At 37.9% G+C, this 23,237-nt stretch carries 25 protein-coding genes and 1 riboswitch; of the genes, 23 read left to right on the top strand and 2 right to left on the bottom strand.

Annotated elements, in window-relative coordinates:
• Positions 1–191: 191 nt before the first annotated feature.
• The 10 genes from B3D98_RS19255 (at position 192) to B3D98_RS19210 (ending at position 6,511) form a co-directional block, all read left to right on the top strand.
• The gene (locus B3D98_RS19255; protein WP_048394130.1) at positions 192–452 is read left to right on the top strand and encodes a metal-sensitive transcriptional regulator; all 261 of its coding nucleotides are present in this window, start codon (positions 192–194) and stop codon (positions 450–452) included.
• Between the two features lie 41 nt (positions 453–493).
• Entirely contained in the window at positions 494–835 is a 342-nt protein-coding gene (locus B3D98_RS19250) for a rhodanese-like domain-containing protein (RefSeq protein ID WP_103118921.1), read from the top strand.
• Between the two features lie 12 nt (positions 836–847).
• A complete protein-coding gene (locus B3D98_RS19245) occupies positions 848–1,144 on the top strand; it encodes a rhodanese-like domain-containing protein (RefSeq protein ID WP_048394133.1) in 297 nt (98 codons plus the stop codon).
• 66 nt (positions 1,145–1,210) lie between these two features.
• Positions 1,211–1,759 (top strand): sulfurtransferase TusA family protein, encoded by a 549-nt coding sequence (locus tag B3D98_RS19240; protein ID WP_048394135.1) that lies wholly within the window; start codon positions 1,211–1,213, stop codon positions 1,757–1,759.
• Between the two features lie 17 nt (positions 1,760–1,776).
• Positions 1,777–2,172: a DsrE/DsrF/DrsH-like family protein gene (locus tag B3D98_RS19235; protein ID WP_048394137.1), complete on the top strand. Its 396-nt coding sequence runs from the start codon at positions 1,777–1,779 to the stop codon at positions 2,170–2,172.
• A 79-nt stretch (positions 2,173–2,251) separates the two neighbouring features.
• The gene (locus B3D98_RS19230) at positions 2,252–3,379 is read left to right on the top strand and encodes an MBL fold metallo-hydrolase (protein WP_054549638.1); all 1,128 of its coding nucleotides are present in this window, start codon (positions 2,252–2,254) and stop codon (positions 3,377–3,379) included.
• 141 nt (positions 3,380–3,520) lie between these two features.
• Entirely contained in the window at positions 3,521–3,751 is a 231-nt protein-coding gene (locus B3D98_RS19225; RefSeq protein ID WP_103119113.1) for a sulfurtransferase TusA family protein, read from the top strand.
• Between the two features lie 80 nt (positions 3,752–3,831).
• Positions 3,832–4,608 carry a sulfite exporter TauE/SafE family protein gene (locus B3D98_RS19220; protein WP_103118920.1) on the top strand — a complete coding sequence of 259 codons (777 nt, stop codon included), beginning with the start codon at positions 3,832–3,834 and terminating at the stop codon, positions 4,606–4,608.
• 12 nt (positions 4,609–4,620) lie between these two features.
• Positions 4,621–5,325, top strand: a complete 705-nt coding sequence (locus tag B3D98_RS19215; RefSeq protein WP_054549636.1) for a DsbA family oxidoreductase — start codon at positions 4,621–4,623, stop codon at positions 5,323–5,325.
• 235 nt (positions 5,326–5,560) lie between these two features.
• Entirely contained in the window at positions 5,561–6,511 is a 951-nt protein-coding gene (locus B3D98_RS19210) for a c-type cytochrome (RefSeq protein ID WP_004231872.1), read from the top strand.
• A 38-nt stretch (positions 6,512–6,549) separates the two neighbouring features.
• Here B3D98_RS19210 and B3D98_RS19205 read toward each other — a convergent pair whose 3' ends face one another.
• Entirely contained in the window at positions 6,550–8,244 is a 1,695-nt protein-coding gene (locus B3D98_RS19205; RefSeq protein ID WP_103118919.1) for an FAD-dependent oxidoreductase, read from the bottom strand.
• A 248-nt stretch (positions 8,245–8,492) separates the two neighbouring features.
• Here B3D98_RS19205 and B3D98_RS19200 point away from each other — a divergent pair, with 248 nt between their 5' ends.
• The gene (locus B3D98_RS19200; RefSeq protein WP_288585343.1) at positions 8,493–10,481 is read left to right on the top strand and encodes an ABC1 kinase family protein; all 1,989 of its coding nucleotides are present in this window, start codon (positions 8,493–8,495) and stop codon (positions 10,479–10,481) included.
• Between the two features lie 321 nt (positions 10,482–10,802).
• Positions 10,803–11,957, top strand: a complete 1,155-nt coding sequence (locus B3D98_RS19195; protein ID WP_288585341.1) for a C40 family peptidase — start codon at positions 10,803–10,805, stop codon at positions 11,955–11,957.
• Positions 11,958–12,119: 162 nt separating this feature from the next.
• On the opposite strand, the gene ytvI is transcribed toward B3D98_RS19195, so the two are convergent.
• Positions 12,120–13,178, bottom strand: a complete 1,059-nt coding sequence (gene ytvI / locus B3D98_RS19190; protein WP_048394150.1) for a sporulation integral membrane protein YtvI — start codon at positions 13,176–13,178, stop codon at positions 12,120–12,122.
• Positions 13,179–13,268: 90 nt separating this feature from the next.
• Here ytvI and B3D98_RS19185 point away from each other — a divergent pair, with 90 nt between their 5' ends.
• The 11 genes from B3D98_RS19185 to B3D98_RS19135 all read left to right on the top strand — a co-directional run bounded on the left by B3D98_RS19185 (position 13,269) and on the right by B3D98_RS19135 (position 23,157).
• A complete protein-coding gene (locus tag B3D98_RS19185) occupies positions 13,269–13,823 on the top strand; it encodes a hypothetical protein (protein ID WP_054549633.1) in 555 nt (184 codons plus the stop codon).
• Positions 13,824–13,903: 80 nt separating this feature from the next.
• The gene (locus B3D98_RS19180) at positions 13,904–14,449 is read left to right on the top strand and encodes a glutathione peroxidase (protein ID WP_103118917.1); all 546 of its coding nucleotides are present in this window, start codon (positions 13,904–13,906) and stop codon (positions 14,447–14,449) included.
• Between the two features lie 124 nt (positions 14,450–14,573).
• A riboswitch (cobalamin riboswitch) is annotated at positions 14,574–14,771 on the top strand.
• A 158-nt stretch (positions 14,772–14,929) separates the two neighbouring features.
• Complete coding sequence (locus tag B3D98_RS19175; protein ID WP_004231886.1) at positions 14,930–15,487, top strand: hypothetical protein; 558 nt, start codon at positions 14,930–14,932, stop codon at positions 15,485–15,487.
• On the top strand, positions 15,471–16,421 hold the full coding sequence (locus B3D98_RS19170; RefSeq protein ID WP_103118915.1) for an ABC transporter substrate-binding protein: 951 nt from the start codon (positions 15,471–15,473) through the stop codon (positions 16,419–16,421). The genes B3D98_RS19175 and B3D98_RS19170 overlap by 17 nt, the downstream gene beginning before the upstream one ends.
• A 145-nt stretch (positions 16,422–16,566) precedes the next feature.
• On the top strand, positions 16,567–17,334 hold the full coding sequence (locus tag B3D98_RS19165) for a tyrosine-protein phosphatase (RefSeq protein WP_048394158.1): 768 nt from the start codon (positions 16,567–16,569) through the stop codon (positions 17,332–17,334).
• Between the two features lie 134 nt (positions 17,335–17,468).
• Positions 17,469–18,836, top strand: a complete 1,368-nt coding sequence (locus tag B3D98_RS19160; protein WP_103118914.1) for an MATE family efflux transporter — start codon at positions 17,469–17,471, stop codon at positions 18,834–18,836.
• A 2-nt stretch (positions 18,837–18,838) separates the two neighbouring features.
• On the top strand, positions 18,839–19,672 hold the full coding sequence (locus B3D98_RS19155) for a putative RNA methyltransferase (RefSeq protein ID WP_048394161.1): 834 nt from the start codon (positions 18,839–18,841) through the stop codon (positions 19,670–19,672).
• 79 nt (positions 19,673–19,751) lie between these two features.
• Positions 19,752–20,354 carry a lysophospholipid acyltransferase family protein gene (locus B3D98_RS19150; protein ID WP_048394163.1) on the top strand — a complete coding sequence of 201 codons (603 nt, stop codon included), beginning with the start codon at positions 19,752–19,754 and terminating at the stop codon, positions 20,352–20,354.
• Between the two features lie 60 nt (positions 20,355–20,414).
• Positions 20,415–20,876 (top strand): low molecular weight protein-tyrosine-phosphatase, encoded by a 462-nt coding sequence (locus B3D98_RS19145; protein ID WP_066037998.1) that lies wholly within the window; start codon positions 20,415–20,417, stop codon positions 20,874–20,876.
• Between the two features lie 201 nt (positions 20,877–21,077).
• On the top strand, positions 21,078–21,797 hold the full coding sequence (locus B3D98_RS19140) for a YebC/PmpR family DNA-binding transcriptional regulator (protein WP_004231899.1): 720 nt from the start codon (positions 21,078–21,080) through the stop codon (positions 21,795–21,797).
• A 64-nt stretch (positions 21,798–21,861) separates the two neighbouring features.
• Positions 21,862–23,157: an arsenic transporter gene (locus B3D98_RS19135; protein WP_269897948.1), complete on the top strand. Its 1,296-nt coding sequence runs from the start codon at positions 21,862–21,864 to the stop codon at positions 23,155–23,157.
• Positions 23,158–23,237 lie beyond the last annotated feature (80 nt).

Genomic DNA, 23,237 nt, shown 5'->3' with positions numbered 1-23,237 from the left:
CGTAGCAGGGTTTTTTGTTGAAATAATAAGGAAGCAGATAGATGAGGTTAAAGCGATAGGGAGAACATTGTAACTCGCAATTGCAGCATTTTAAAAAAGATAGAAGCTTTATGTTGACAACATACCTATAGGGGTATAATATAAATCTCGTAAGGAAGTTCAATCTATCGTTTGAAAGGGGGCATAACAGAATGGCGTATGGCTCAAACACTGCAAATCGTGTGAAACGTATGGAAGGTCAAATGCGGGGTATTTTACGCATGATGGAAGAAGGTCAAAGTTGTAAAGATGTGATTACACAGCTATCTGCCGTGCGTTCTGCTGTTGACCGGACGATTGGTGTCATTGTAAGTGAAAATTTATTAGATTGTGTATCGACTGCTGAAGGCAATGCTGAAAAAATGAATGCTGCTATCCAAGAGGCGATGGACTTGGTCGTGAAAAGTCGATAACTTGATATACCCATAATCGTATAAAAAGGAGGACTGGTCATATGGAAATATGGATTATTATCGCGCTTGTGGCAGCCTTTTTCGTTTGGCGAATGAAGCCAGCGAAGGGCGTTCAATCAATTTCTACAGCCCAATTAAAAGATATGCTGAATGATAAGGATAAGATATTTATCGATGTACGCACGCCTGCTGAGTATAAAGGTCGGCATATCTCGCAATTTAAAAATGTTCCGCTTGGGTCGAGCTTTAAAAACCTTCCGAAGGATAAAGAGATCATAGTTATTTGTCAGAGTGGTATGCGAAGTAGTCAGGCTTGTAACCAACTTAAAAAGCAAGGTTTTGAGCGTGTTTCTAATGTTCGTGGTGGAATGAGTGCATACTAGGAGGAGAAAAAAGTGAAAGAAATTACAGCAAAAGAAGTTCAACAAACGATGGAGCAAGGAGGGAAGCTGAATCTTATTGATGTGCGAGAGGTAGATGAAGTAGAGGCTGGCCACATCCCGGGCATTATTCATATCCCGCTAGGTTTATTAGAGTTTCGACTACCTGAATTAAATAAGAGGGAGTCGTATATTATGGTTTGTCGATCAGGTGGACGAAGTGCTCGGGCTACTCAACTATTAGAAAGTAATGGCTTTAATGTAACTAACATGATTGGTGGTATGTTAGCTTGGGAGGGAAAAGTACAGTAATAGGTTAAATCTATATTTTTTTGATTAAAATAATACCCTTATAGGTATATGGAGGTTGTGAAAAGTATGAAGGCGGATTTTCAGCTAGATGCCAAGGGTCTTTCTTGCCCGATGCCGATTGTGAAAACAAAAAAAGCGATGGCTGATTTAGTAGATGGTCAAATTTTAGAAGTAGCTGCGACTGACAAAGGATCTAAAGCTGATATTGCGGCATGGGCTGAAACTGTAGGTCATCAGTATATTGGTACTTTAGAAGATGATGGTGTACTGAAACACTATATTCGTAAATGTACAAACGACCAAATAGAAGAAATGACGTTTGATCAAACAATTGATTTAGAGCAAATCACAAGTCGTAAAGGATTAATTCTAGATGTACGTGAGGAAGCGGAATTCGCTTTTGGGCATATTGCGGGAGCAAAATCGATACCAATGGGCGAACTGGAGACACGACTTTCTGAGCTTGATAAAGAGCAGGAGATATATGTTATTTGTCGTACTGGAAAACGCAGTGACATGGCTGCGCAAAAGCTGGCTTCACATGGTTTTACGAAAGTATTTAACGTCTTACCAGGTATGACATCCTGGTCAGGCGATTTAACAAAAAACATTTAAATTGGAGGAATTTTATTATGTCGAACAAAGTAGCAATCATTGCAAGTAACGGTGGTTTATTTGATGCGTATAAGGTATTTAATATCGCAACAGCTGCGGCAGCTTCTGAGAAAGAGGTAGCTATCTTCTTTACATTTGAAGGTTTGAATTTAATTCATAAGCAAGGTATGCATGCATTACCAATGCCAGCTGGAGCAGAACACTATGCTGAAGGGTTTACAAAAGCAAATGTGCCAGCTATTCCTCAACTAGTGGAAATGGCACAAGAATTAGGTGTGAAATTTATTGCTTGTCAGATGACGATGGATGTTATGGGTTTAACTACTGAAGATTTCATTGAGGGTATTGAAGTGGGAGGAGCCGTAACGTTCCTAGAATTCGCGAAAGACGCAGCACCGTCACTTACATTCTAGTGACCTACCTATAAAAGCGGAGAGGGCACCCCTCTCCGCTATAAAAAACATAAAAACAATACCAATGGGGGTAAAAGAGATGTCAATTCAAAAATGGAGCGCGTCACAAGTAGCTAAAAAGGTTATTCACAATGAAGAGTTGTTTATTTTAGATGTTCGTAATGCGGATGCATTCGAAGATTGGAAAATCGATGGACATCGTTTTGAGTACTTAAATATACCGTATTTTGAACTGTTAGATGGTATTGATAATATTTTACCGAATATCCCAACTGATAAAGATGTATTAGTCGTTTGTGCTAAAGAAGGATCGTCTTTAATGGTTGCTGAAATGTTAGCTGAGGCAGGTATTGAGGTTGCCTATTTAGCTGGAGGTATGAAATCCTGGAGTGAATATTTAGAGCCAATTAAAGTAGGTGATTTAACAGGCGGTGGTGAGCTTTATCAGTTTGTTCGCTTAGGAAAGGGCTGTCTGTCTTATATGGTCCTTTCTGAAGGTGAAGCAGCTATTATTGATGCTGTACGTTTTACAGATGTGTTTATAAATTTTGCAGAACATAAAAATGTCCAAATTAAACATGTTTTTGATACACACTTACATGCTGATCACATTTCAGGTGGGCGCCATATTGCAGAGATGACAGGCGCAACCTATTATTTGCCACCTAAGGACGCTGAGGAAGTTGTGTTCCACTATACACCATTAGTTGATGGAACGACTGTTCAAATCGGTGCATCAAAAATAGATGTAGGAGCTATCTATTCTCCTGGTCATACGATAGGCTCTACTTCATTTGTTGTTGACAGCAAATATTTATTAACAGGAGATATTTTATTTATCGATTCAATCGGACGTCCTGATTTAGCTGGCCTTGCTGATGACTGGGTTGGAGATTTACGAGACACGCTTTACAAGCGTTATCGAGAATTGTCTGATGAACTTATTGTCTTACCAGCACATTTTATGATTATTGATGAGCTGAGTGAAGATGGGACGGTTGCTAGACGACTAGGGGATTTATTTGTACAAAACCATGGATTAAATATTCAAGATGAAGAAGAATTTAGACGTGTGGTAACAGATGAATTACCTCCACAACCAAATGCTTATCAGGAAATTCGTCAGGTGAATATGGGGAAAATCACACCTGCGTTAGATGAGCAAACAGAAATGGAAATTGGACCAAATCGCTGTGCAGTACGATAAAACATGCTAAAGTGCAATGAGTATGCATGTATGCTTATTATATGTAAATTTCGTGAATTGAAGGCGCTCATCCTTCATGAAGATATAAAACAAGAAGAACCGGCAAAATCGCTTACAACTTTTGTCGAGTTGAAGGAGAATATGATGAAATCAAGTTTACAACTAGATGCAAAAGGCCTTTCTTGTCCAATGCCTATTGTGAAGACAAAAAAAGCAATAGATTCCCTAAAGTCTGGGGAAGTTTTAGAAGTTCAGGTGACAGATAAAGGAGCTTTAGCGGATATTCCTGCTTGGGCAAAAGCAGGAGGTCATATCATTTTAGATCAATCTGAAGAGGCTGGCGTTATTACATTTTTCATTCAGAAAGCATAGGGCTGATTGAGGGTTGTCTATTACAGTAGAACAACCCTTCTTTCCTTTTGTTGAATACAGCCAGAAAGAAGGAAAACTAAATGGATATTGCATGGATCTTAACCATTTTACTTATTGGTTTTCTCGGTTCATTTGTATCAGGGATGTTAGGTATTGGCGGTGCCATCATTAATTTCCCGATGCTACTATATATACCGCCATTACTAGGATTTGCGGCCTTTTCTGCACATGAGGTGTCAGGAATAAGTGCGATTCAGGTACTTTTTGCTGCTCTTTCAGGTGTTTGGGTCTATCGTAAAGGTGGGTATTTAAATAAATCACTCATTATCTATATGGGGAGCGCCATATTAGCAGGAAGCTTTGTGGGTAGCTTCGGTTCAAAATTTTTATCTGAGTCTGGTATTAACATGGTCTATGGAATCCTTGCATTGATTGCAGCTGTGATGATGTTCATACCGAAAAAGCAAATTGATGATAAACCGATGCAGGCTGTTACATTTAATAAACCATTGTCGGCCCTATTAGCTTTCGTTGTTGGTATCGGTTCCGGGATAGTAGGGGCAGCTGGTGGATTTTTATTAGTACCAATCATGCTTGTGGTCTTAGGAATCCCTACTCGTATGACCATTGCGTCAAGCCTTGCTATTACGTTTATCTCCTCAATAGGAGGAACTATTGGTAAATTAATGACTGGGCAAGTGGAATATTATCCAGCGCTCATCTTGATTGTAGCTAGTCTAATAGCTGCTCCTCTAGGTGCGAGAATAGGGGGCAAGTTAAATACTAAATTCCTACAAATTATTTTAGCGGTTCTTATATTAGCAACAGCTATTAAAATTTGGATGGATATATTATAAGGGGGTATGGTAATGAAAATTGAAGTTTTCTCTGATTTTACATGTCCATTTTGTTATATTGGCAAGCGAGAACTGGAACGGGCGATTGGCATCGCAGGCTATACAGGATTAGTGGAAATAGAATATAAAGCATTTCAAATAGGCCCAGATATCCCGAAAGTGAATGCACCCTCTTTTTATGAGGCGCTGGCTAAAAAGTATGATGTCACGCTAGATGAAGTGAAAGATATGGTCGAGGGTATAGCTACGAGAGCAACGGAAGTTGGTTTGCATTATGATTTTGCTAAGATGAAAACAGCGCATACAGAAAAGGCTCATCGTTTAGCTAAATGGACGCAGCAATTTGGTAAAGCGACAGCTTATACGGAAGCACTAATGGCTGGTTATTTTAAAGATGGTGAAGATTTGAATAAAGATGAGTTCTTATTAAAAGTTATTGCGCAATTAGATTTGGATAGAGAAGTTGCAGCGGGAATATTAGCTTCAACTGATTTTAGTGAAGAGCTAGACAAGGATCGCTATGAAGCACAGCAACTTGGCGTACAAAGTGTACCGTTCTTTGTATTTGAAAATCGTTATGGTATTAAAGGGGCTGAGCCGAATGAAGTGTTTGTGCGAACTTTGCATCAAGCTGCAGAAATAGCTGGTATTCAGCCAACGATAATGATAAATGGTAATGGAGAATCGGTATGTGCTGATGGACAGTGTAAACTATAAAAGGCTTTAAAGGTGTCGAGTGCGTATGTGTACTTGACGCTTTTTTTTTCGAACAAATGAATACTGCAAGAGGTATTAAGTCTTGTTTTCTGTGTTATAGAACAAAATAAAATGTATAATTTATCCTTTTTTATCATCTGAATGGTTCTATTTTATGGTAGTGTGAGAAAAATCACATCCAATAAATTGTTATGTTGCTAAAATATAAGTGAGAATACAAAGGGGGGTATTATAGATGAAACCTATAGTAGCAGGAGTAGCAGGAACAGTACTGTTAGCAGGCGCCATTTTTGTTGGGACGTTTGTCAGTGACAAAATTACAGTTGATTCGAATGTGAGTGAGAAAGAAGCGACAGTGCAAACACAAATACCAACAACAGCAGCTGCTCAGTCAGTGGTCTATGCTCCGCCAAGTATTGAAGAAGTACCAGATGGTCCAATGAAAGAAGCAATATTAACGGGCTATGAACTTGTTAATAACACACATGTTGCGGCAGATGAATATGTGGGCAACCAATTATCTTGCACAAGCTGTCATGCCGGTGCTGGCTATGACGAGCAAGCCTCATCATTAGTAGGTGTAATGGCAAATTATCCACAGTATATTGGACGCTCAGGTGGTGTAGTTACAATAGAAGAACGGATTAATGGCTGTATGGTTCGGAGTATGAATGGTAAAAAATTCGAAATGAATAGTGATGAACTAGAGGCTATGGTGGCGTATTTCGCTTATATTTCTGAAGGTGTTCCGATTGGAGCAAAACGTGAATGGGCGGGCACAAGTGATATGAAGAATGTGCCGATTCCAAATGTTGCAGATGGTGAGGAGCTTTATGCACAGTCCTGTATAGCCTGTCATGCAGCTGATGGCGCAGGAACTGGTGCTAATACTGGCCCAGCTTTATGGGGAGATAATTCATTTAATGATGGCGCAGGTATGGCACGTATGTCAAAAATGGCTGGCTATATTCAAAATAATATGCCGATAGGTGCAGCGGGAACATTAACAGATCAAGAAGCTGCAGATTTAGCTGCCTTTATTTTATCGCAAGATCGTCCAGAGTGGGCAAACCATGAAAAAGATTGGCCAAAAGGCGGGCGTCCAAATGACATCATGACTAAGGAAAAACGTGAACAAGTTAAAAATGGTACGATTGACTGGGAAAAAGTTTTGTCTACAAATTAACGAAGAAAAGGGATGCTGATAATTGGCATCCCTTTAACTTATTTAAAATTATAAGCAGTTACTATTTTATCTCTGTTCGTTGTGATATCTGTAAAATATTCGTATAAGCAAATCCCTAGGAATGACCCACTTACATTAAAGACGTTAGAAAAACCGCTATTTTGAAGGGCCATAACAGCATTATAGCTACGTTGACCAGATCGGCAATGCACATACACTGCTTGATCCTTCGGAATTTCATCCATTCTTTCCCGAAGTTCACTTAGAGGAATATTGTGTGCATTGATAAGGTGACCGGATTCAAATTCATTTTTTTCACGAACGTCTAAGAAAAAGGCTTGATTTTCAATGAGTTCCCTTACTTCATCAACTTTTACCTGCTTAAAGTGTCCGTGTAATAGATTTTGAGCTACAAGAGCTGCCAAATTAACAATATCACGGGCAGTGTTAAACATTGGAGAATAGGATAACTCTAGCTCCTTTAAATCTTCTAATGTACCGCCCATTGTGATGAGGGTAGCTATAACATCAATCCTCTTATCTGCATTACCTTTACCTATTGCTTGAGCCCCTAGTATTTTACCCGTCGGTGTTTCATAAACGAGCTTAAAGTGAAGTGGATTACTATTTGGCATTAGTCCTACTTTGTCTGGAGCTATCAAATAAACACTTTTTGCTTGAAAGCCATTTGCTAGGGCTGTTTTTTCGTTCAAACCTGTTGTCGCGCATACGAGATCGAAAATTTGTACGCTTGAAGATCCAATGACTCCTTTGTTGTGATGAGGGATGTTATACATATGATTAGCTGCTGCACGTGCTTGTCGTTGAGCGGGACCGGCTAAAGCAAGGCGCGTCTGTTTATGGGTAAGCTGATGGAATACTTCAATCGCATCTCCCACAGCATATATGGAAGGATCAGACGTCACGTAATTTGCATCAACTTGAATACCTCCGAGTTCACCAATTGTTAGCCCGGCCTCTTTGGCTAAGCGGATTTCAGGTCGAACGCCAATTGCTAATACTACTGCTTGGGCTTTCAATTGTTTGCCTGAGTTCAACGTCACATTATTTGGTGTAACCTTTGCAAGACCGTCATTGACAATAACTTGAACCCCTTTATCAGTCATTTCCTTGTGTAAGATTTGAGCCATATCATAATCAAAAGGGACCATAATTTGTTGGCCAAATTCAACTAGAGATACATTATAGCCTGCTAGCTTCAAATTTTCTGCTACCTCTACACCAATGAAGCCTCCGCCGACCACGGCAATATCCTGTACATTATCTGTTTGTAGATACCAATTTAAACGGTCAATATCAGCCACGTTTCTAATGGTAAAGACGTGCTTAGAATGAATGCCCTCTAAGTCAGGGACGATAGGACTTGCTCCTGGGGATAAAATTAACGTATCGTAACTTTCCTCATAATCTCTATTCGTTTTTAAATCCTTAATGGTGATGGTTTTTTGCTCTCTGTTAATACGTACAACTTCTTGCTGAACACGAGCCTCTATATTGTATTTTGTTTGGAAGCCTTGAGGCGTCATTAAAATTAATTTGTCGCTATTTTCAACAATCCCGCTTAAATGGAAGGGGAGAGAACAATTAGAGAATGAAACATTCGGCCCCTTTTCAAATATAATAATTTCTGCCTTTTCATCTAGACGACGAAGACGAGCCGCTGTGGATGCACCACCTGCAACGCCGCCGACTATTAAAAATTTTTTACTCAATGTAAACACTCCTTTTCATAGTAAATACATAATGGGGTATTTAGAGTCTCTTAAATAAAGGTTTTGTTTCTAAAAATAGGAGAATTATGTAGTTTGAATACTACAAATAAATAATATACCCTAAAGGGTATATTATCAAGGTGCCAAATTAATAAATTTTCTGTGGTGTTCCTCGTTCAAGAAAGTTGATGCACAAATTTGCTATACTAACGGTAGTAGGAAATGGAAATGGCACAGGGGGTGACATATTGATCTTTTTGAAATTTTTAACCCAAATCCTCATAGTATCGGGTTTGATTTATATTGTGAGTGGACGATTAATTGGCTCGAATATTAATTTTGTGCGAAGAGTGCTGTCAGTCGTTATTAGTGTGACATTAACCTCTTTTGTGTACTGGTATTCTTATCTACGCCATACAGATTTTTTATCAGAAACGATGATGCAAACAGTAACTGAGGTAAGCACACTAATTTGGATCGGTAGTATGCTACTAATTTCGATGTTGCTTTATTTGGTATTTGAGCTTTTTGACCCTAGTGGCATTACGAATGGAGATCGCCGTCACGGCCAAAAATCTTTACTATTGCGATTGCGTAGCTATTGGCGACAGCAGAAACGCCTGCGTCAGGTATTAAAAATTGCTGTTACAAACGGTGTCGTACAAACGATTAAATTTGCGAGGCAACGAGAAAATGAAAAAGAACTTGCAATTGCTTTGCGCGCAACGTTAGAACAATGTGGTGGGATTTTCATCAAATTTGGCCAGGTACTTTCCACACGAAAAGAGCTTTTTTCACCTATTTTTATTGATGAATTAGAAAGGCTTCAACACCGAGTAAGGCCTTTATCAGAGGAGCAAGTGAAACAAATTTTAGAGAGATCTCTTCCGCAATCAATGGACGAAATATTTAGCCAATTTCAAATGGAACCCATTGCAGCAGCCTCTATTGGCCAAGTGCATAAAGCAAGGCTTAAAAATTATGAAGAGGTGGTAGTCAAGCTATTGCGTCCAGAAGTAAAGGGAATTATGCGCGATGACCTTGAAATTTTAGAGGAATTTGCTAATTGGCTATCCACAAAATCAACCTGGGCAGAATCATTAGGCTTTCGAGAGTTGGCTGGGGGATTTGCAGAGGGGCTACGTGAGGAGATTCATTTAGATATTGAAGTACGTAATACGCTACAGGTGAAGAATGCACTGGCGAAAAGCGATTACAAGGTTCGAATTCCTAAAATATTTACGCCTTACAGTAATGAAAATGTTATTGTGATGGAGTATATTCGTGGACAAAGTGTGGCAGAGGGGGCATCTGAATTTAATCGTTTGTCGATTGATCGTAGGCAATTTGCAAGAACCGTACTCTACTCATTTTTTGAGCAGATGCTATTCTCTGGTATTTTTCATGCAGACCCACATCCGGGAAATATCCATATCGATGAAACAGATGGAACACCAGTCTTGCTTGACTTTGGCGCAGTAGGACGTTTAGGTGCAACACAGCAAGAAGGCTTAAAGTTATTTTTGATGGGCATTCAACTAAATGATTCAAGCGTTTTATATGATGGTTTAACATTATTAGTGGAAAATGCTGATCATGCAGAACGTGGGAGAATGGAGCAGGCAATCGACCAAATTTTACTGAAAATTTCCTATGTTGACCGTATACCTACTGAAGAATTAATTCACGCGCTATTTACAGTGGTAAGAGATTTTGGACTTGCATTCTATCCAGCAGTGGGATTAGCTCTCCGTTCCTTAGTGACGTTAGATGGCACATTACGGGTAATAGATCCACGTTTTGATATCTTTACTGAGGCAAAGGATTTTTCTGCTACATATATGCGTGCCTCTTTCCTTAAGCCTTTTAAAGAACCGATGGCAACTAAGGAGCGGCTGCAAGAAGAATTATCTATGCTAATACCGACTTTGCGTAAAATGCCTAGAAGAGTCGATCAGCTCATTCAGCGAGTTGAGAGCGGAAAAATCATTTTACATCATGATGTCTTTTCGGATGAACATAATTCACGTTTTATTACACATTTGTTTTCTCAATTTGTTTTGCTGCTGGTGGGTATAACTTTTGGTATTATATCTGTCGCTCTTTTAGCTATTTCACAATTTATCCACGATTCTTATGCGGTCTATTTGAACACAGCGGCATATTTAGGTTTATTTTTATGTGCTATTTTGTTAGTGAGATTATCTATACAAGCATTAAGGTCGATGAAGCAATAGGTAGGGAATTTTTTCCCTACCTTTTTCTTTGGCACCCTCAAATATTACAAAAACATTACAAAAGATCTGTTAGGTCTAATGTCGAATTAGCTAATAGTTTCTCTGTGTAGAAGAAAAATGTATTATGTAGAATAATGTAGTTTAAGTGCGAATGTTACAGAAATATTTCGAGTTTTACTAATGTATTAAATAGACATGAAATAGTATAAAAGTTATGTAGAAAATGCTAAACTTTAAAAGGCTAAAATAAATATAAGAACATTTAATTAAAATAGAAATCGTTCAAGTGATTACATAGAATATCGAGAGCGAAATTGATAGATGAAGGGAAATGAAGGTAACGTGGCTAAGCGTAACAAATGGCGTAAGTCGATGGTGCTAGCATTAGCACTAGCTGGCGGCTTATTATTTAATACAATTCAACCAACAGAAGTACATGCCGAAGAAACTTCTCAACAAATGATTGAGAAAAAGGCTGAAATAGATGCACAAATTAAAAAATTACAAGAAGAACTAACGAGACTACAACAAGAGATCGACGCAAAAGTAAAGGTATTTAAACAAGTACAAGCAGATATTAAAGAAGTGGATGCTAGTATTGTTGAAACACAAAAACGTATCGAGCAACGTTCAAAAATTTTAAGTGAGCGTATGGCTGCATATCAAGCGCAAGACAACACTGTAGGTGTTTATTTAAATGTAGTGCTTGAGGCAAAAAGCTTTGCAGATTTAATGGATCGTGTCGTAGCGGTAAAAACATTAATGGATGCTGACCAAGAATTAGTGGATCAACAGGAAGCAGATAAAGCAAGCTTAGAGCAACAAAAAGCTACATTAGATGAAAAACAAAAGGAACTTCAAAAACAATTCCAAGAGCTTCAGCAAAAAGAAAGCGAAATGGAAGTGAAGAAAGCTGAGAACGAAGCGAAATCACTTGCATTAAAAGCTGAAATTGCAACGAAACAAGAAGAAGAACGTTTAGAAGCAGAGCGTAAAGCAGCTGAAGAAGAGGCAGCTCGTTTACGTGCACTTCAAGCAGCTACACCAGTTATACAAGCAACTCAGAATAATGGTGGAGGCGAACCACAAAAAATTATTGTTGGGTCAGGAGCTGGCACTGTTTCTTCAGGAGATGCCATTTCAACAGCTAAACAATTCCTAGGACGTCCTTATGTTTGGGGTGGTAGCAACCCATCGACAGGTTTTGACTGTTCAGGTCTTGTACAATGGTCATATAAGCAAGCGGGTGTTTCTTTACCTCGTACAGCATCACAACAATATTTAGCAACACAACGCATTTCAGCAGGTGAAGCACGCGTTGGGGACTTAGTGTTCTTCAGCTATGGTTCAGGTGTAGCTCACGTAGGTATTTATTTAGGTAATAACACAATGATCGACGCTCAAAACAATGGTGTCGTAATTGAATCACTTGATTGGTGGAATCAATACTTAGTAGGCTTTGGACGTATTCAATAGGCCTCACTAATATATAGACGGTTGAGATAAGAAAAAGGTCATCTTTGTAGAGAAAAATATACAAAGATGACCTTTTTTGTTTTTGGAATGCTATTCTTTCAAAAGAAACAAGACGACTACTTCTATTCTTGAAAAGAGACTTTCCTGCATATTAAATTGATATTAAATTTTAAAATTTACTTTGATGACACCTGTCTCTTTCAAGGCAATAAAGAAAATAATAACGAATGGGCCGACAAGTAAACCGATAATACCAAATAACTGTAGACCTATGAACATGGAAATTAATGTTGGTAAAGTGGATAAACCGATATGGTCTCCCATTAATTTAGGCTCGACTACTCGACGAATAATAAGTAAAATAGCAGCTAAGATGAATAATTTTACAGCTATAGAGGTGTTTCCCATCAACAGGTGGTAAAGTCCCCATGGCGCTAGAATAATGATAGAGCCTAGGAATGGTACAATATCTATTAACCAGATAATAATCGTCATTGTTACTGCATATTTCGGTTGGATTAATAGCAGTCCAATGAGTGTGACGCCTCCAATAATAAAGCTTACAAATAAGTGAGCCTTCATATAGCCAAATGTTGCATCTTTTAAGCGATTTAAAATAATTTTTATCTTCTTTGCTGTATTGGGCTTTAAATATTTATAAGTGATTTGCTTTAACTTAGGCAAATCAAGCATAAATAGGAATAGCGCAATCATATAAACGAGAAGACTGATAAATAGGCTGGGTATCTCTGAAAAGAAGGCAGAAACTTTGCTATAATTAAAGAAGCTTAAAAAGGATTCTTCGACTTTCTTTATGAAATCCATAGTGGTTTTTTGAAGCGAAGCACTTACTTCAGGTGGAAAGTCTTCTGTGTATTTAGAAATATTTTCTTGCATATGAAGCCACATATCTGATAGCTTGGAAATATAATAGGGAGCTTGCTTAGATAGTAAAATTATTTGTGTCATTATTTGTGTAATAGAAAGATAACAAATAATAGATATAACAATAACACTCACTATGTAAATAAAAGCAACTGCTATTTTCCGTGACATTTTCCATTTCCGTTTAAAGAACATGACAATTGGTTCTAAGAAAAATGCACTAATCCCAGCAAGTATTAAAGGCATGGACACTGGGATAACAAAATAGGCAGCTAGAAGTAGTGATATTATCACAATCAACCGAAAAATCAATTTCCTAGCATTAAATTTATTCATAAACTCACCTTCTTTGCGAAAAAATTAAGTTAAGTGTAACCATAAATCAAATTTTATTACGTTCTGAAACAATAAAGGTAGGGATGAATTATGGAAAAAGAGATTTTGCAACTTTTTAGTAATCTAACAGAGCATGATCGCGATATTCAATATGAATCTTACGAGGAATTAATAAAAATTATGCAAGAACCCGTAGATTGGACATATGCAGTTTGGGAACAGCTAATAAAAGCTCTTACATACAATAATGGTTATTCTCGTGCACGTGCTGCACAAATTTTATGCGCTTTAGCTGCAAAAAGTGATCCAGAAGAAAGGGTCTTGGAGGATTTTTTAAAGATTTGGGCTGTGACTTACGATGAACAATCTGCTACGGCAAGGCATGCATTACAAGCAATTTGGAAAATTGGACAGGCGGGTCCAGTACAAAGAGATTTGGTTGTATCGTATCTAGCTAAAAGATTTCAAACATGTATAGATGAAAAACAGCCATCTCTTATTCGTCAGGATATTATAATGTCATTTAAAAAGTTATATGATCAAACAAATGACTCGAAATTATTAGATATTGCCCATCGTTTAATTAATGAAGAACAAGATGCTAAATATAAAAAGAAGTATAAGTCAGCCATCCGTTCAAAGTAGCGAGGTGGTGTTTTTTTGTGCAAATTCTTTGATGAACGATAGAATAGTCAACTATAATGAATGAAAAAAGGGGATTATGCATGAGCATTTATAATTATCTAGTTCGGAAGCCTAATGGCGAAATTTTATCGATGGAAACATATCGTGGAAAAACAATGTTAATTGTTAACACGGCAAACCAATGCCGATTTACATATCAATTTGAAGACTTACAGAAAATGTATGATAGATATGGAAAAGAGAATTTTGTAGTTCTTGGATTCCCTTGTGATCAATTTGGCCATCAAAATCCTGAAGATGGGGAGGAAACTAAGCATCTATGCAAGGTAAACTATGGGGTCACATTCCCGATTTTTGAGCTTGTACAGGTAAATGGAGAGGCTACCCATCCACTCTTTAATTATTTAAAGCATGAAGTGGATTACCGAGAGTTTGGGAAGGCAAGTATGCAGGAGAAAATGTTGGCAGAAGCAATTGTTCAACTTGCCCCAAGCTTTTTAGATGGTCGTAATATTCGCTGGAACTTTACAAAATTTCTAGTAGATGCTAATGGTAAGACCGTCGCACGCTTTGAACCAACAGATTCACAGCTCGATATTGAAAAAGCAATTGAAACACTATTATAGTAAATTTCTTAATAATGTAAAAATTTGTTAGGGTTTTCTCTTCAAGTAGAAATAATGCTATATTTTAAAACTGTGTACAGCTATTTTTTCTGAAGCATATATGATAAACTGCTTTACAAATGAAATATTCTTGCAGAATAAAGGTGCTAATTAGCATAATCGGGAATCCGGTGAAAAACCGGAGCTGTTTCCGCAACTGTAAGTGCAGCCATTATAAAGATTTACCACTGTCTCAAAGAAGATGGGAAGGTCCTTTATAACACATTCGTTTCATGTGACGAACTGTACAAGCCAGGAGACCGACCTTTATTTGAACGTATAAAAACTTCTCGGAAGCTAGGAGGATATACGGCAAATACATAGGCTTTGTCCAGTTTGATGGCTCATTATGTTATTTTTGTCGTTCCTTTGCAAAAAGGAGCGACTTTTTTATGCCTTTCAAATAAGAATTTTTCATTATAGAAAATAGGGGGGAAGCAAGTGAAAAAAGATGCCCGTTATTCTTGTTATCCATTTATGCGTGAGAAAGCTTCAACGGTCGATTTTGAAATTCGAACAGATAGCCTGACAACACATCTAGGAGTTGCATTAGCTGCGGTAAAAAAAGAGGATGTTCAAGTTGTTGCTGAGGATTTATTGCTTATGTTACCTATGGCTTATCATGTGAATGGCTCAGTACGTGGGAAATTAGCAGTAACTGAAGAGGATTTATCTTGGTTAAGTGAACGTTATGATTTTTACGTTCGCCATGTGAAGGAAGAGATTCAAAGTTTTGTTTTACCTCAAGGAACAGAGGCTGCTGCAGCCTTACATCTTTGTCGCAGTGAGGCAAAAAAATCATATCGTACTTTACACAAAGTATCAGAAGAACGAGAGGTTCCAGCTATTCTTTTCGATTACCTTGGTTTATTAGCTAATGTATGTTTTGTCATGGCTGTTTTTATGAATCAGCAAGCTGGAATAGCGGAAATACCGTTTATTAGTAAATCCTACCCAATGAAAAAGAAAAAGGAGAATAACAATGAAAAAAGTATTTAATTTCCAATGGCTATCAGTGCTCTTACTTGCACTGGTATTAGCAGGCTGTGGCACTGCTGAAGATACAAAAAATAAAGATGCTTCGCAAGATACACAACAAGCAGAGAAAACAAGCTATAAAGTGACAGATGACCGTGGAGTGGAAATAGAGTTTAAAGAAGTACCAAAAACAGTTGTATCTTTACAACCAAGTAATACTGAAATTTTGTTTGCTTTAGGTGTTGGCGATAAAATTGTAGGAGCAACTGAGTACGATACTTACCCAGAGGAAGCACAAAAAATTGAACGTGTCTCTGATACTACGAACTTTAACAGTGAAAGAATTATAGCGTTAAAGCCAGATGTTGTCATTGCTTATACAATCGGTGATAAGGATGCCCTAAAGCCGCTTGAGGACGCAGGAATTAAAGTGTTTGTTATTCAATCTGCGACTACTTTCGACGATGTTTATGGAGATATCGAACAAATTGCTGCTGTGATGGATGTTCCTGATAAAGGAAATAAATTAAACGAAGAGATTAAAGCGAAAATTGCTGAAGTACAAACGAAGGTGAAGGATGTAAAAACGCCGAAAAATGTTTATTTAGAGGTTAGCCCTAAGCCAGATATATATACAGCAGGCTCTAGCACTTTCCAGCAAGAAATATTAGATGCAGCTAATGTTAATAATGTTTTTTCTGACTTGAATAGCTGGGCAAAAGTGAATGAGGAAGATGTTATTGCGAAAAATCCAGATGTTATTTTAACAACAGTAAACTATACAGAAGATCCAATAGGAGAAATTCTTGGACGTGATGGTTGGAATACTGTGAAAGCTATTCAAAACAAAGCGGTATTGTCCATTGATACAGATATCTCTAATCGACCTGGTCCGCGTATTGGTGAAGCTGTAGAATTAGTAGCGAAGGCTGTGTACCCAGAGTTATTTAAATAAGAAATGTTTCCATGCTAGCTGTCAGCCATTCAGCTAGCATTTTTTATGTGGTTTAAATTATTACCTAGCGTGAAAATTGGAATTAATGTAGTTTGTTCTTTAAAATAAAAGTAAGTATGCTTGATAATCTTAGGAGGTGTAGTGATTGGAGCAATTAGAGACAAAGGTAATTCCATTTGAAGCAGTCTATAATTTCCGAGACATGGGTGGATATAAAACAAAAGATGGGCGTAGGGTAAAGAACGGTTTATTTTACCGCTCAGCTGCCCTTGGAAAAATGACACTGTCGGATAAAGAGCTATTTGAAACGTTAGGGATTAAGACCATTTTTGATTATCGCGATAACAATGAGGCGTATCATAATCCTAACCCAGTGTTCTCGCATGCTCAATATATACAAATCCCAGCGAAGGGTAATCATGCTTTTGAAATGCCAACCAATGCTGGTGGTAGAGATTTCTATAAAGTGGTAAGCCCTGAGATGTTTCGGGATTTTTATGCACAAATGCCTTTTAACAATCTTTCATTTAAAGAGTTAATGCAAACGATTCAAAATCCTAATAATCTAGGTCTTGTACATCATTGCGCAGTTGGTAAGGACCGAACGGGTATTGGAGGAGCACTTATTTTACTAGCTTTAGATGTACCCGTGGAGACTATCATGGAGGATTATTTAGATACTAATATACATTTACGTCCAATGGTAGAACGAATGGCTCAGGCTATTCAGCATCAGTATAATGAGCAAGAACTACAGCAATTTTATGCATTAATGTCCGCCCGTGAAGACTATTTACAAGCAGCATTGGATGCGATGGATCGTCGCTATGGTTCTAAGACTGGGTTTTTAGAGCAGGAATTTGGCCTAACAATTGAAAAACGAGAGCAATTACAATCTTATTGCTTAATTTAAAAATGAGCCCTTTCACACGATGTGAAAGGGATTTTTTATGTGGAAGCACTGTCTTCCTATAAATCTCTTTACAGTCTGAATATTTGTGATAAGATACAATAGATTTTTAAGAAAAAATAGGAGAAGTGAAAGTATTGGCAGACACAATTAAAGAGACAAATAAGTTAAGTCTATTCCATTTAACATGGCCAATCTTCTTAGAAGTTTTTCTATTTATGTTGATGGGACTAGCCGATACTTTTATGCTCAGTGCTTTATCAGATAATGCTGTATCAGGAGTAGGTGCAGCCAATCAATATATCCATATTGCCATCTTGATTCTGGAGGTAGTGGGCAATGGTGCATCTATTGTTGTTTCTCAGTATTTAGGCTCCAAACGCTTTTTTGAAGCGGCCAAGATCTCGGCGTTAGCGGTCACGATGAATTTGGTCGTTGGGCTTTTAATGAGTATTTTATTTTTCTTCTTTGCGAGACATTTAATGACAATGATGAACTTGCAGGGAGAAGTACTCCACTATGCACAAAGTTACTTAGCCATCATTGGGAGTTTTATTTTCCTACAGGCTATTATTAATGCACTCGCTGCAATTATTCGTGTACATGGTTGGACAAAACAAACTATGTACGTTTCGCTTGGCATGAACGTCTTACATGTTGTGCTAAACTACGGTCTTATTTTTGGGAATTTAGGTTTACCAGAGCTTGGTGTGAAAGGAGCGGCTATTTCCTCTGTCATTAGTCGCGGATTAGCCGTCCTAGTATTTTTCTGGTTGCTGTATCAGGTAATGGAAGTGCGCGTAAAGTTACAATATTTTTTTGAGTATTCAAAGGAATATGTGAGAAAAATATTAAACATTGGTTTACCATCTGCGTTTGAACAGGTACTTTATCAATTTTGCCAAATCATCTTTTTATATTATGCGACTTACTTAGGAGCAGAAACACTAGCAGCACGACAATATGCTATGAATATTTCGATGTTTACGTATTTATTTGCAATTGCCATTGGTACAGGAACAGCCATTATTATTGGTCGTCATGTAGGTGCAGGAGAAAAAGATGAGGCGTATCATCAGCTATGGAAAAGTGTTCGTGCAGCATTTGCTTTTACGATTATTATGGTCGCAGTCGTTACGCTATTCCGTAAGCCACTTATGCAGGTATTTACTGATAATCCAGAAGTCATTAAGATTGGGGCATCCGTGTTAGCATTAAGTATTTTGCTAGAGACTGGTCGCACAATGAATATCGTTGTCATTAACTCTTTACGCGCTTCTGGGGATGCTAGATTCCCTGTGAAAATTGGTTTTCTATCAATGGTTTGCATGAGCCTGCCGCTTGGCTATTTATTTGTCTTTGTATTGGATTGGGGCTTGGTCGGAATTTGGCTAGCCATTTCAGCAGATGAATGGGTGCGGGCAATTATCGTATACTTTAGATGGAAAAGTCGTAAATGGGAGCGTTATGCTCTTGTATCACCGAACGACAAAAAGGAGGCATAGAAATGGGCGCATTATCGAAACGTGCTATCGGGGCGGCATTAATGGATCAACATATCACCCTTTTTGCTTGTCCAATCTGTCAGCAATCAATGCATGTATATGAGCAGGGGAGATTGGTTTGTACTTCTAACCATTCCTTTGATATTGCGAAACAAGGCTATGTCAATATGCTGACACATAACGCCGCTTCTAAATATAGTAAGAGCCTTTTTGAATCCCGCAAGGCTGTTATTGATAGTGGGATTTATGATGCTGTAGAAGCCCGAATCGGTGAGCTTATAAGCTCTGCAAAAACGGTGCTCGATACTGGTTGTGGAGAGGGCTCACATTTAGCTCGCATTATGAATGATAGAGATCATGGTATTGGCGTTGGAATTGACATAGCGAAGGAGGGCATTTTGGCTGCAGCACGTCATTATCCTCAACAAATTTGGTGTGTAGGGGATTTAGCTAAAAGTCCATTTGCTCAAGCGAGTTTCGATGCCATTTTAAATATACTATCACCAGCAAATTATGAGGAGTTTAAACGACTTCTTACACCGAATGGCTGTCTTGTGAAGGTTGTACCGCAAAGTGGTTATTTGCGGGAACTGCGTGCTCAATTATATGCAGATTCAAACAAGGAAACTTATTCTAATGAACAAATTGTAGCTCGTTTTCAAGAAAGTTTTTGTGAGGTAAACGTAGAACGTGTAACTTATACTTTACCGCTTTCAGAAGAGCTAGTACCCGCTCTATTAGAGATGACACCAATGGGTTGGCATAAAGCAGAACAAACAGCCGTTGAACTAAATGAAATCACGATTGATGTGGATCTATTAGTAGGGAAGGTTTAAGTTGGTCACCTGCAATTGCAGTATACTGGTATTTTCGATTACAATGGGAATAACTATTGAATAAGGTAGGAATGTAACAGTGTATAAACTAGCAGCAAATGTTGTCAAAGTAATATTAAAATTAATGGGTTCAAAGGCTCGTGTATACGGAGAAGAAAACTTGCCGAAAGAGGGTGGGTTTATTATAGCTTGTACACATACTGGCTATGTGGATATTTTAAACCTTGGTGTAGCCATGTACCCTCGTGAAATTCACTTTATGGCGAAGAAGCAATTATTTGAAATGAAAGGGCTTGGCTGGCTTGTTAAGCATTTAAATGCTTTTCCGGTAGACCGTGATAATCCTGGACCAAGCGTGATTAAAATTCCTTCGCAGTTATTGAAGGAAGGTAAAATTGTAGGGATTTTCCCCTCTGGGACACGTAGTGCAGAAGGAACAGATTTAAAACAAGGGGCTATTACCATTGCACAGTTGGCAAAGGCGCAAATTGTTCCAGCTGCTTATGTTGGTGCACGTAATGTGGGTGATGTAATGAAGCGAGGCAAAGGCTATTTAATTTATGGTGAGCCTTTTTATGTAACAGGCAAGGGTAAAGAAGGTCGTGAGCAGTTTACTCAACACCTTGAGCATGAATTAGTTGCTCTAACAGAAGAACTACAGAAACGTATTCCCGTAAAATAAAAGCAAACGGCACTCAGAATCAAATTGATTTTGAGTGCTTTGTTGTAGGAGGAAAATAAAATGATTCGAGTACTTTTCGTATGTTTAGGTAATATCTGTCGCTCACCCATGGCTGAGGCGGTCATGCGCGACATGGTGAAGAAAGAGCATTTAGAAGATAAAATTGAAGTGGATTCCGCTGCTACTAGCTCATGGCATATTGGCGAACCTCCACATAGAGGTACACAGGATAAGCTTAGGGAATATGGTATTTCTACAATAGATATGCAAGGTCGACAATTACAAAAGTCTGATTTTGAAAAGTTTGCTTATATTATTGGAATGGATGAAAGCAATATTCGTAATATCCGCACAATACTAGGCAATCCAAACTCGCCAAAGATTTTTCGTTTTTTAGATTTAACAGCGCATCGTAAGGATGTCCCGGATCCTTATTATACAGGTGATTTTCAGGAAACCTATGAATTGGTGCAAGAAGGCTGTCGGGCATTGCTAGCAAAAATTAAACAAGAGCTGTTGTAAGATGGCGCTAAAATCGTAAATTTTAACAGCCATTTTTTTAGAAAAATGCTACCTTAAACATTGGTATATCTAGCTTTGTAAGCATCATTGTGTTATTATTTGCAGAGTAAAGATACGATAAGTATTTAATTACCATTTACAGATATACAACTGTGTATCTATTATTTTTATAAATTTATCTTTTGAAAGAGAGTGGAAACAATGGGTCGTAAGTGGAACAATATTAAAGAAAAGAAAGCGTCTAAAGATCAAAGCACAAGCCGTATTAATGCAAAATTTGGGCGAGAAATTTATGTGGCAGCTAAATCGGGCGAACCAGATCCAGAGTCAAACCGTGCACTTAAAGTAGTGCTTGAACGCGCAAAAACATACAGTGTTCCAAAACATATTATAGAAAAAGCCATTGATAAAGCAAAAGGTGGCGGTGATGAAAGCTTTGATGAATTACGTTATGAAGGCTTTGGACCAGCCGGCACAATGATTATCGTGGATGCTTTAACAAACAATGTAAATCGTACAGCATCAGATGTACGTGCAGCATTTGGTAAAAATAACGGCAATATGGGTGTCAGTGGATCTGTAGCTTATATGTTCGATTCAACAGCAGTTATTGGCTTAGAAGGTAAAACCGCTGATGAAGTACTAGAGATTTTAATGGAAGCTGATATTGATGCTCGCGATATTCTAGAAGAGGAAGAAGCGGTAATTATTTATGCAGAGCCAGACCAATTCTTTGCGACACAAGAAGCATTAAAGGCTGCGGGCGTAGAAGAATTTACAGTAGCAGAGCTTTCTATGTTGCCTCAAACAGAAGTGACTTTAACTGGCGACGATGTAGCGAAGTTTGAAAAACTAATTGATGCATTAGAAGATTTAGAAGATGTACAGAATGTTTTCCACAATGCAGATTTAGGCGAATAAATATTAACAAAATGAGTAAACCAGTAGCATTTAAGCTACTGGTTTTTAATTAGGGAGGAAAACGATGCAGACTGCTTTAGCCATTATTTTATTTTTAGTCACATTATTTTTTGTCATAGTGCAACCACGAAAACTATCAATTGGCTGGTCAGCCTGTATAGGAGCAGCTATTGCGCTATTAATAGGTGTAGTAACCTGGCATGATGTGTTAGAGGTAACGGGGATTGTTTGGAATGCAACGCTATCATTTATTGGTATTATTTTAATTTCACTCATCTTAGATGAAATTGGCTTTTTCGAATGGGCTGCTCTACATATGGCACGACTTGCAAAGGGAAGTGGAATTCGCTTATTTGTTTATATTAGTTGCCTTGGAGCTGTTGTATCGGCTTTGTTTGCGAACGATGGGGGTGCTTTAATTCTAACGCCGATCGTTTTAGCGATGGTGAGAAAACTGAACTTGAGTGAAAAAATGATCTTTCCATTTATTATTGCAAGTGGATTTATAGCAGATACAACCTCGTTACCGTTCGTTATTAGCAATTTAACGAATATCGTATCAGCTGACTTTTTCGATATAGGCTTTATAGATTATGCAGTTCATATGCTTGTACCGAATTTCTTTTCGTTAGTGGCAAGTATAGTAGTACTTTACATTGTTTTTCGCCGTTCCATACCACAACATTATTCTCTTGAGGCCGTTGAGCAACCAAGTCAGGCAATCCGAGATCCCAAATTATTTTCGATCGCTTGGTATGTAATTGGGATTCTATTAGTGGGCTTCGTAGCTGGTGAGGTTTTACACATCCCTGTATCTTTTATTTTATGTGGGGTCGCTGCAATATTCTTATGGCTAGCACAGCGTAGCTCTGTGGTAGATACAAAAAGAGTTGTAAAAGGAGCGCCATGGAATATTGTGTTCTTCTCAATTGGCATGTATGTGGTTGTCTATGGGTTAAAAAATGTAGGGATGACAGGAATGTTAGCAAATTTATTTGAACTAGCTATACAACAGGGCTTCGTAGTAGCAACGATGACAATGGGATTTGTCGCTGCCATTTTGTCTGCTGTCATGAACAATTTACCTACTGTTATGATAGATGCTTTGGCGATTTCAGAAACAAGTGCATCGGGCATGATGAAAGAAGGACTGATTTATGCAAATATAATTGGTACGAATTTAGGTCCAAAAATGACACCGATTGGTTCACTGGCAACATTGCTATGGCTTCATATATTAGCCCAGAAAGGCATTAAAATTAGCTGGGGACAATATTTTAAAATCGGTGTTATTCTTACCATTCCGACACTGTTCGCCACTTTAATTGCATTAATTATTTGGATATGCTTAATATCATAGATTTATTGTCGAAATAGTTGAAAAAATAGTACAATAGGAACTATTAAGATATTAGTATATCAGTATATTAAAGGAGGAAA

Source organism: Lysinibacillus sp. UBA5994, from assembly GCF_002429725.1.
Lineage (GTDB): Bacteria > Bacillota > Bacilli > Bacillales_A > Planococcaceae > Lysinibacillus > Lysinibacillus capsici.
The sequence above is the reverse complement of the archived record's forward strand: the minus strand, read 5'-3'. Positions and strand labels throughout refer to the sequence as shown.

Coding starts and splice junctions, on each gene's coding strand:
- B3D98_RS19255 (WP_048394130.1), top strand. CDS start 192: ATGGCGTATGGCTCAAACACTGCAAATCGTGTGAAACGTATGGAAGGT.
- B3D98_RS19250 (WP_103118921.1), top strand. CDS start 494: ATGGAAATATGGATTATTATCGCGCTTGTGGCAGCCTTTTTCGTTTGG.
- B3D98_RS19240 (WP_048394135.1), top strand. CDS start 1,211: ATGAAGGCGGATTTTCAGCTAGATGCCAAGGGTCTTTCTTGCCCGATG.
- B3D98_RS19235 (WP_048394137.1), top strand. CDS start 1,777: ATGTCGAACAAAGTAGCAATCATTGCAAGTAACGGTGGTTTATTTGAT.
- B3D98_RS19230 (WP_054549638.1), top strand. CDS start 2,252: ATGTCAATTCAAAAATGGAGCGCGTCACAAGTAGCTAAAAAGGTTATT.
- B3D98_RS19225 (WP_103119113.1), top strand. CDS start 3,521: ATGATGAAATCAAGTTTACAACTAGATGCAAAAGGCCTTTCTTGTCCA.
- B3D98_RS19220 (WP_103118920.1), top strand. CDS start 3,832: ATGGATATTGCATGGATCTTAACCATTTTACTTATTGGTTTTCTCGGT.
- B3D98_RS19215 (WP_054549636.1), top strand. CDS start 4,621: ATGAAAATTGAAGTTTTCTCTGATTTTACATGTCCATTTTGTTATATT.
- B3D98_RS19210 (WP_004231872.1), top strand. CDS start 5,561: ATGAAACCTATAGTAGCAGGAGTAGCAGGAACAGTACTGTTAGCAGGC.
- B3D98_RS19195 (WP_288585341.1), top strand. CDS start 10,803: ATGAAGGGAAATGAAGGTAACGTGGCTAAGCGTAACAAATGGCGTAAG.
- ytvI (WP_048394150.1), bottom strand. CDS start 13,178: ATGAATAAATTTAATGCTAGGAAATTGATTTTTCGGTTGATTGTGATA.
- B3D98_RS19185 (WP_054549633.1), top strand. CDS start 13,269: ATGGAAAAAGAGATTTTGCAACTTTTTAGTAATCTAACAGAGCATGAT.
- B3D98_RS19180 (WP_103118917.1), top strand. CDS start 13,904: ATGAGCATTTATAATTATCTAGTTCGGAAGCCTAATGGCGAAATTTTA.
- B3D98_RS19170 (WP_103118915.1), top strand. CDS start 15,471: ATGAAAAAAGTATTTAATTTCCAATGGCTATCAGTGCTCTTACTTGCA.
- B3D98_RS19155 (WP_048394161.1), top strand. CDS start 18,839: ATGGGCGCATTATCGAAACGTGCTATCGGGGCGGCATTAATGGATCAA.
- B3D98_RS19145 (WP_066037998.1), top strand. CDS start 20,415: ATGATTCGAGTACTTTTCGTATGTTTAGGTAATATCTGTCGCTCACCC.
- B3D98_RS19140 (WP_004231899.1), top strand. CDS start 21,078: ATGGGTCGTAAGTGGAACAATATTAAAGAAAAGAAAGCGTCTAAAGAT.
- B3D98_RS19135 (WP_269897948.1), top strand. CDS start 21,862: ATGCAGACTGCTTTAGCCATTATTTTATTTTTAGTCACATTATTTTTT.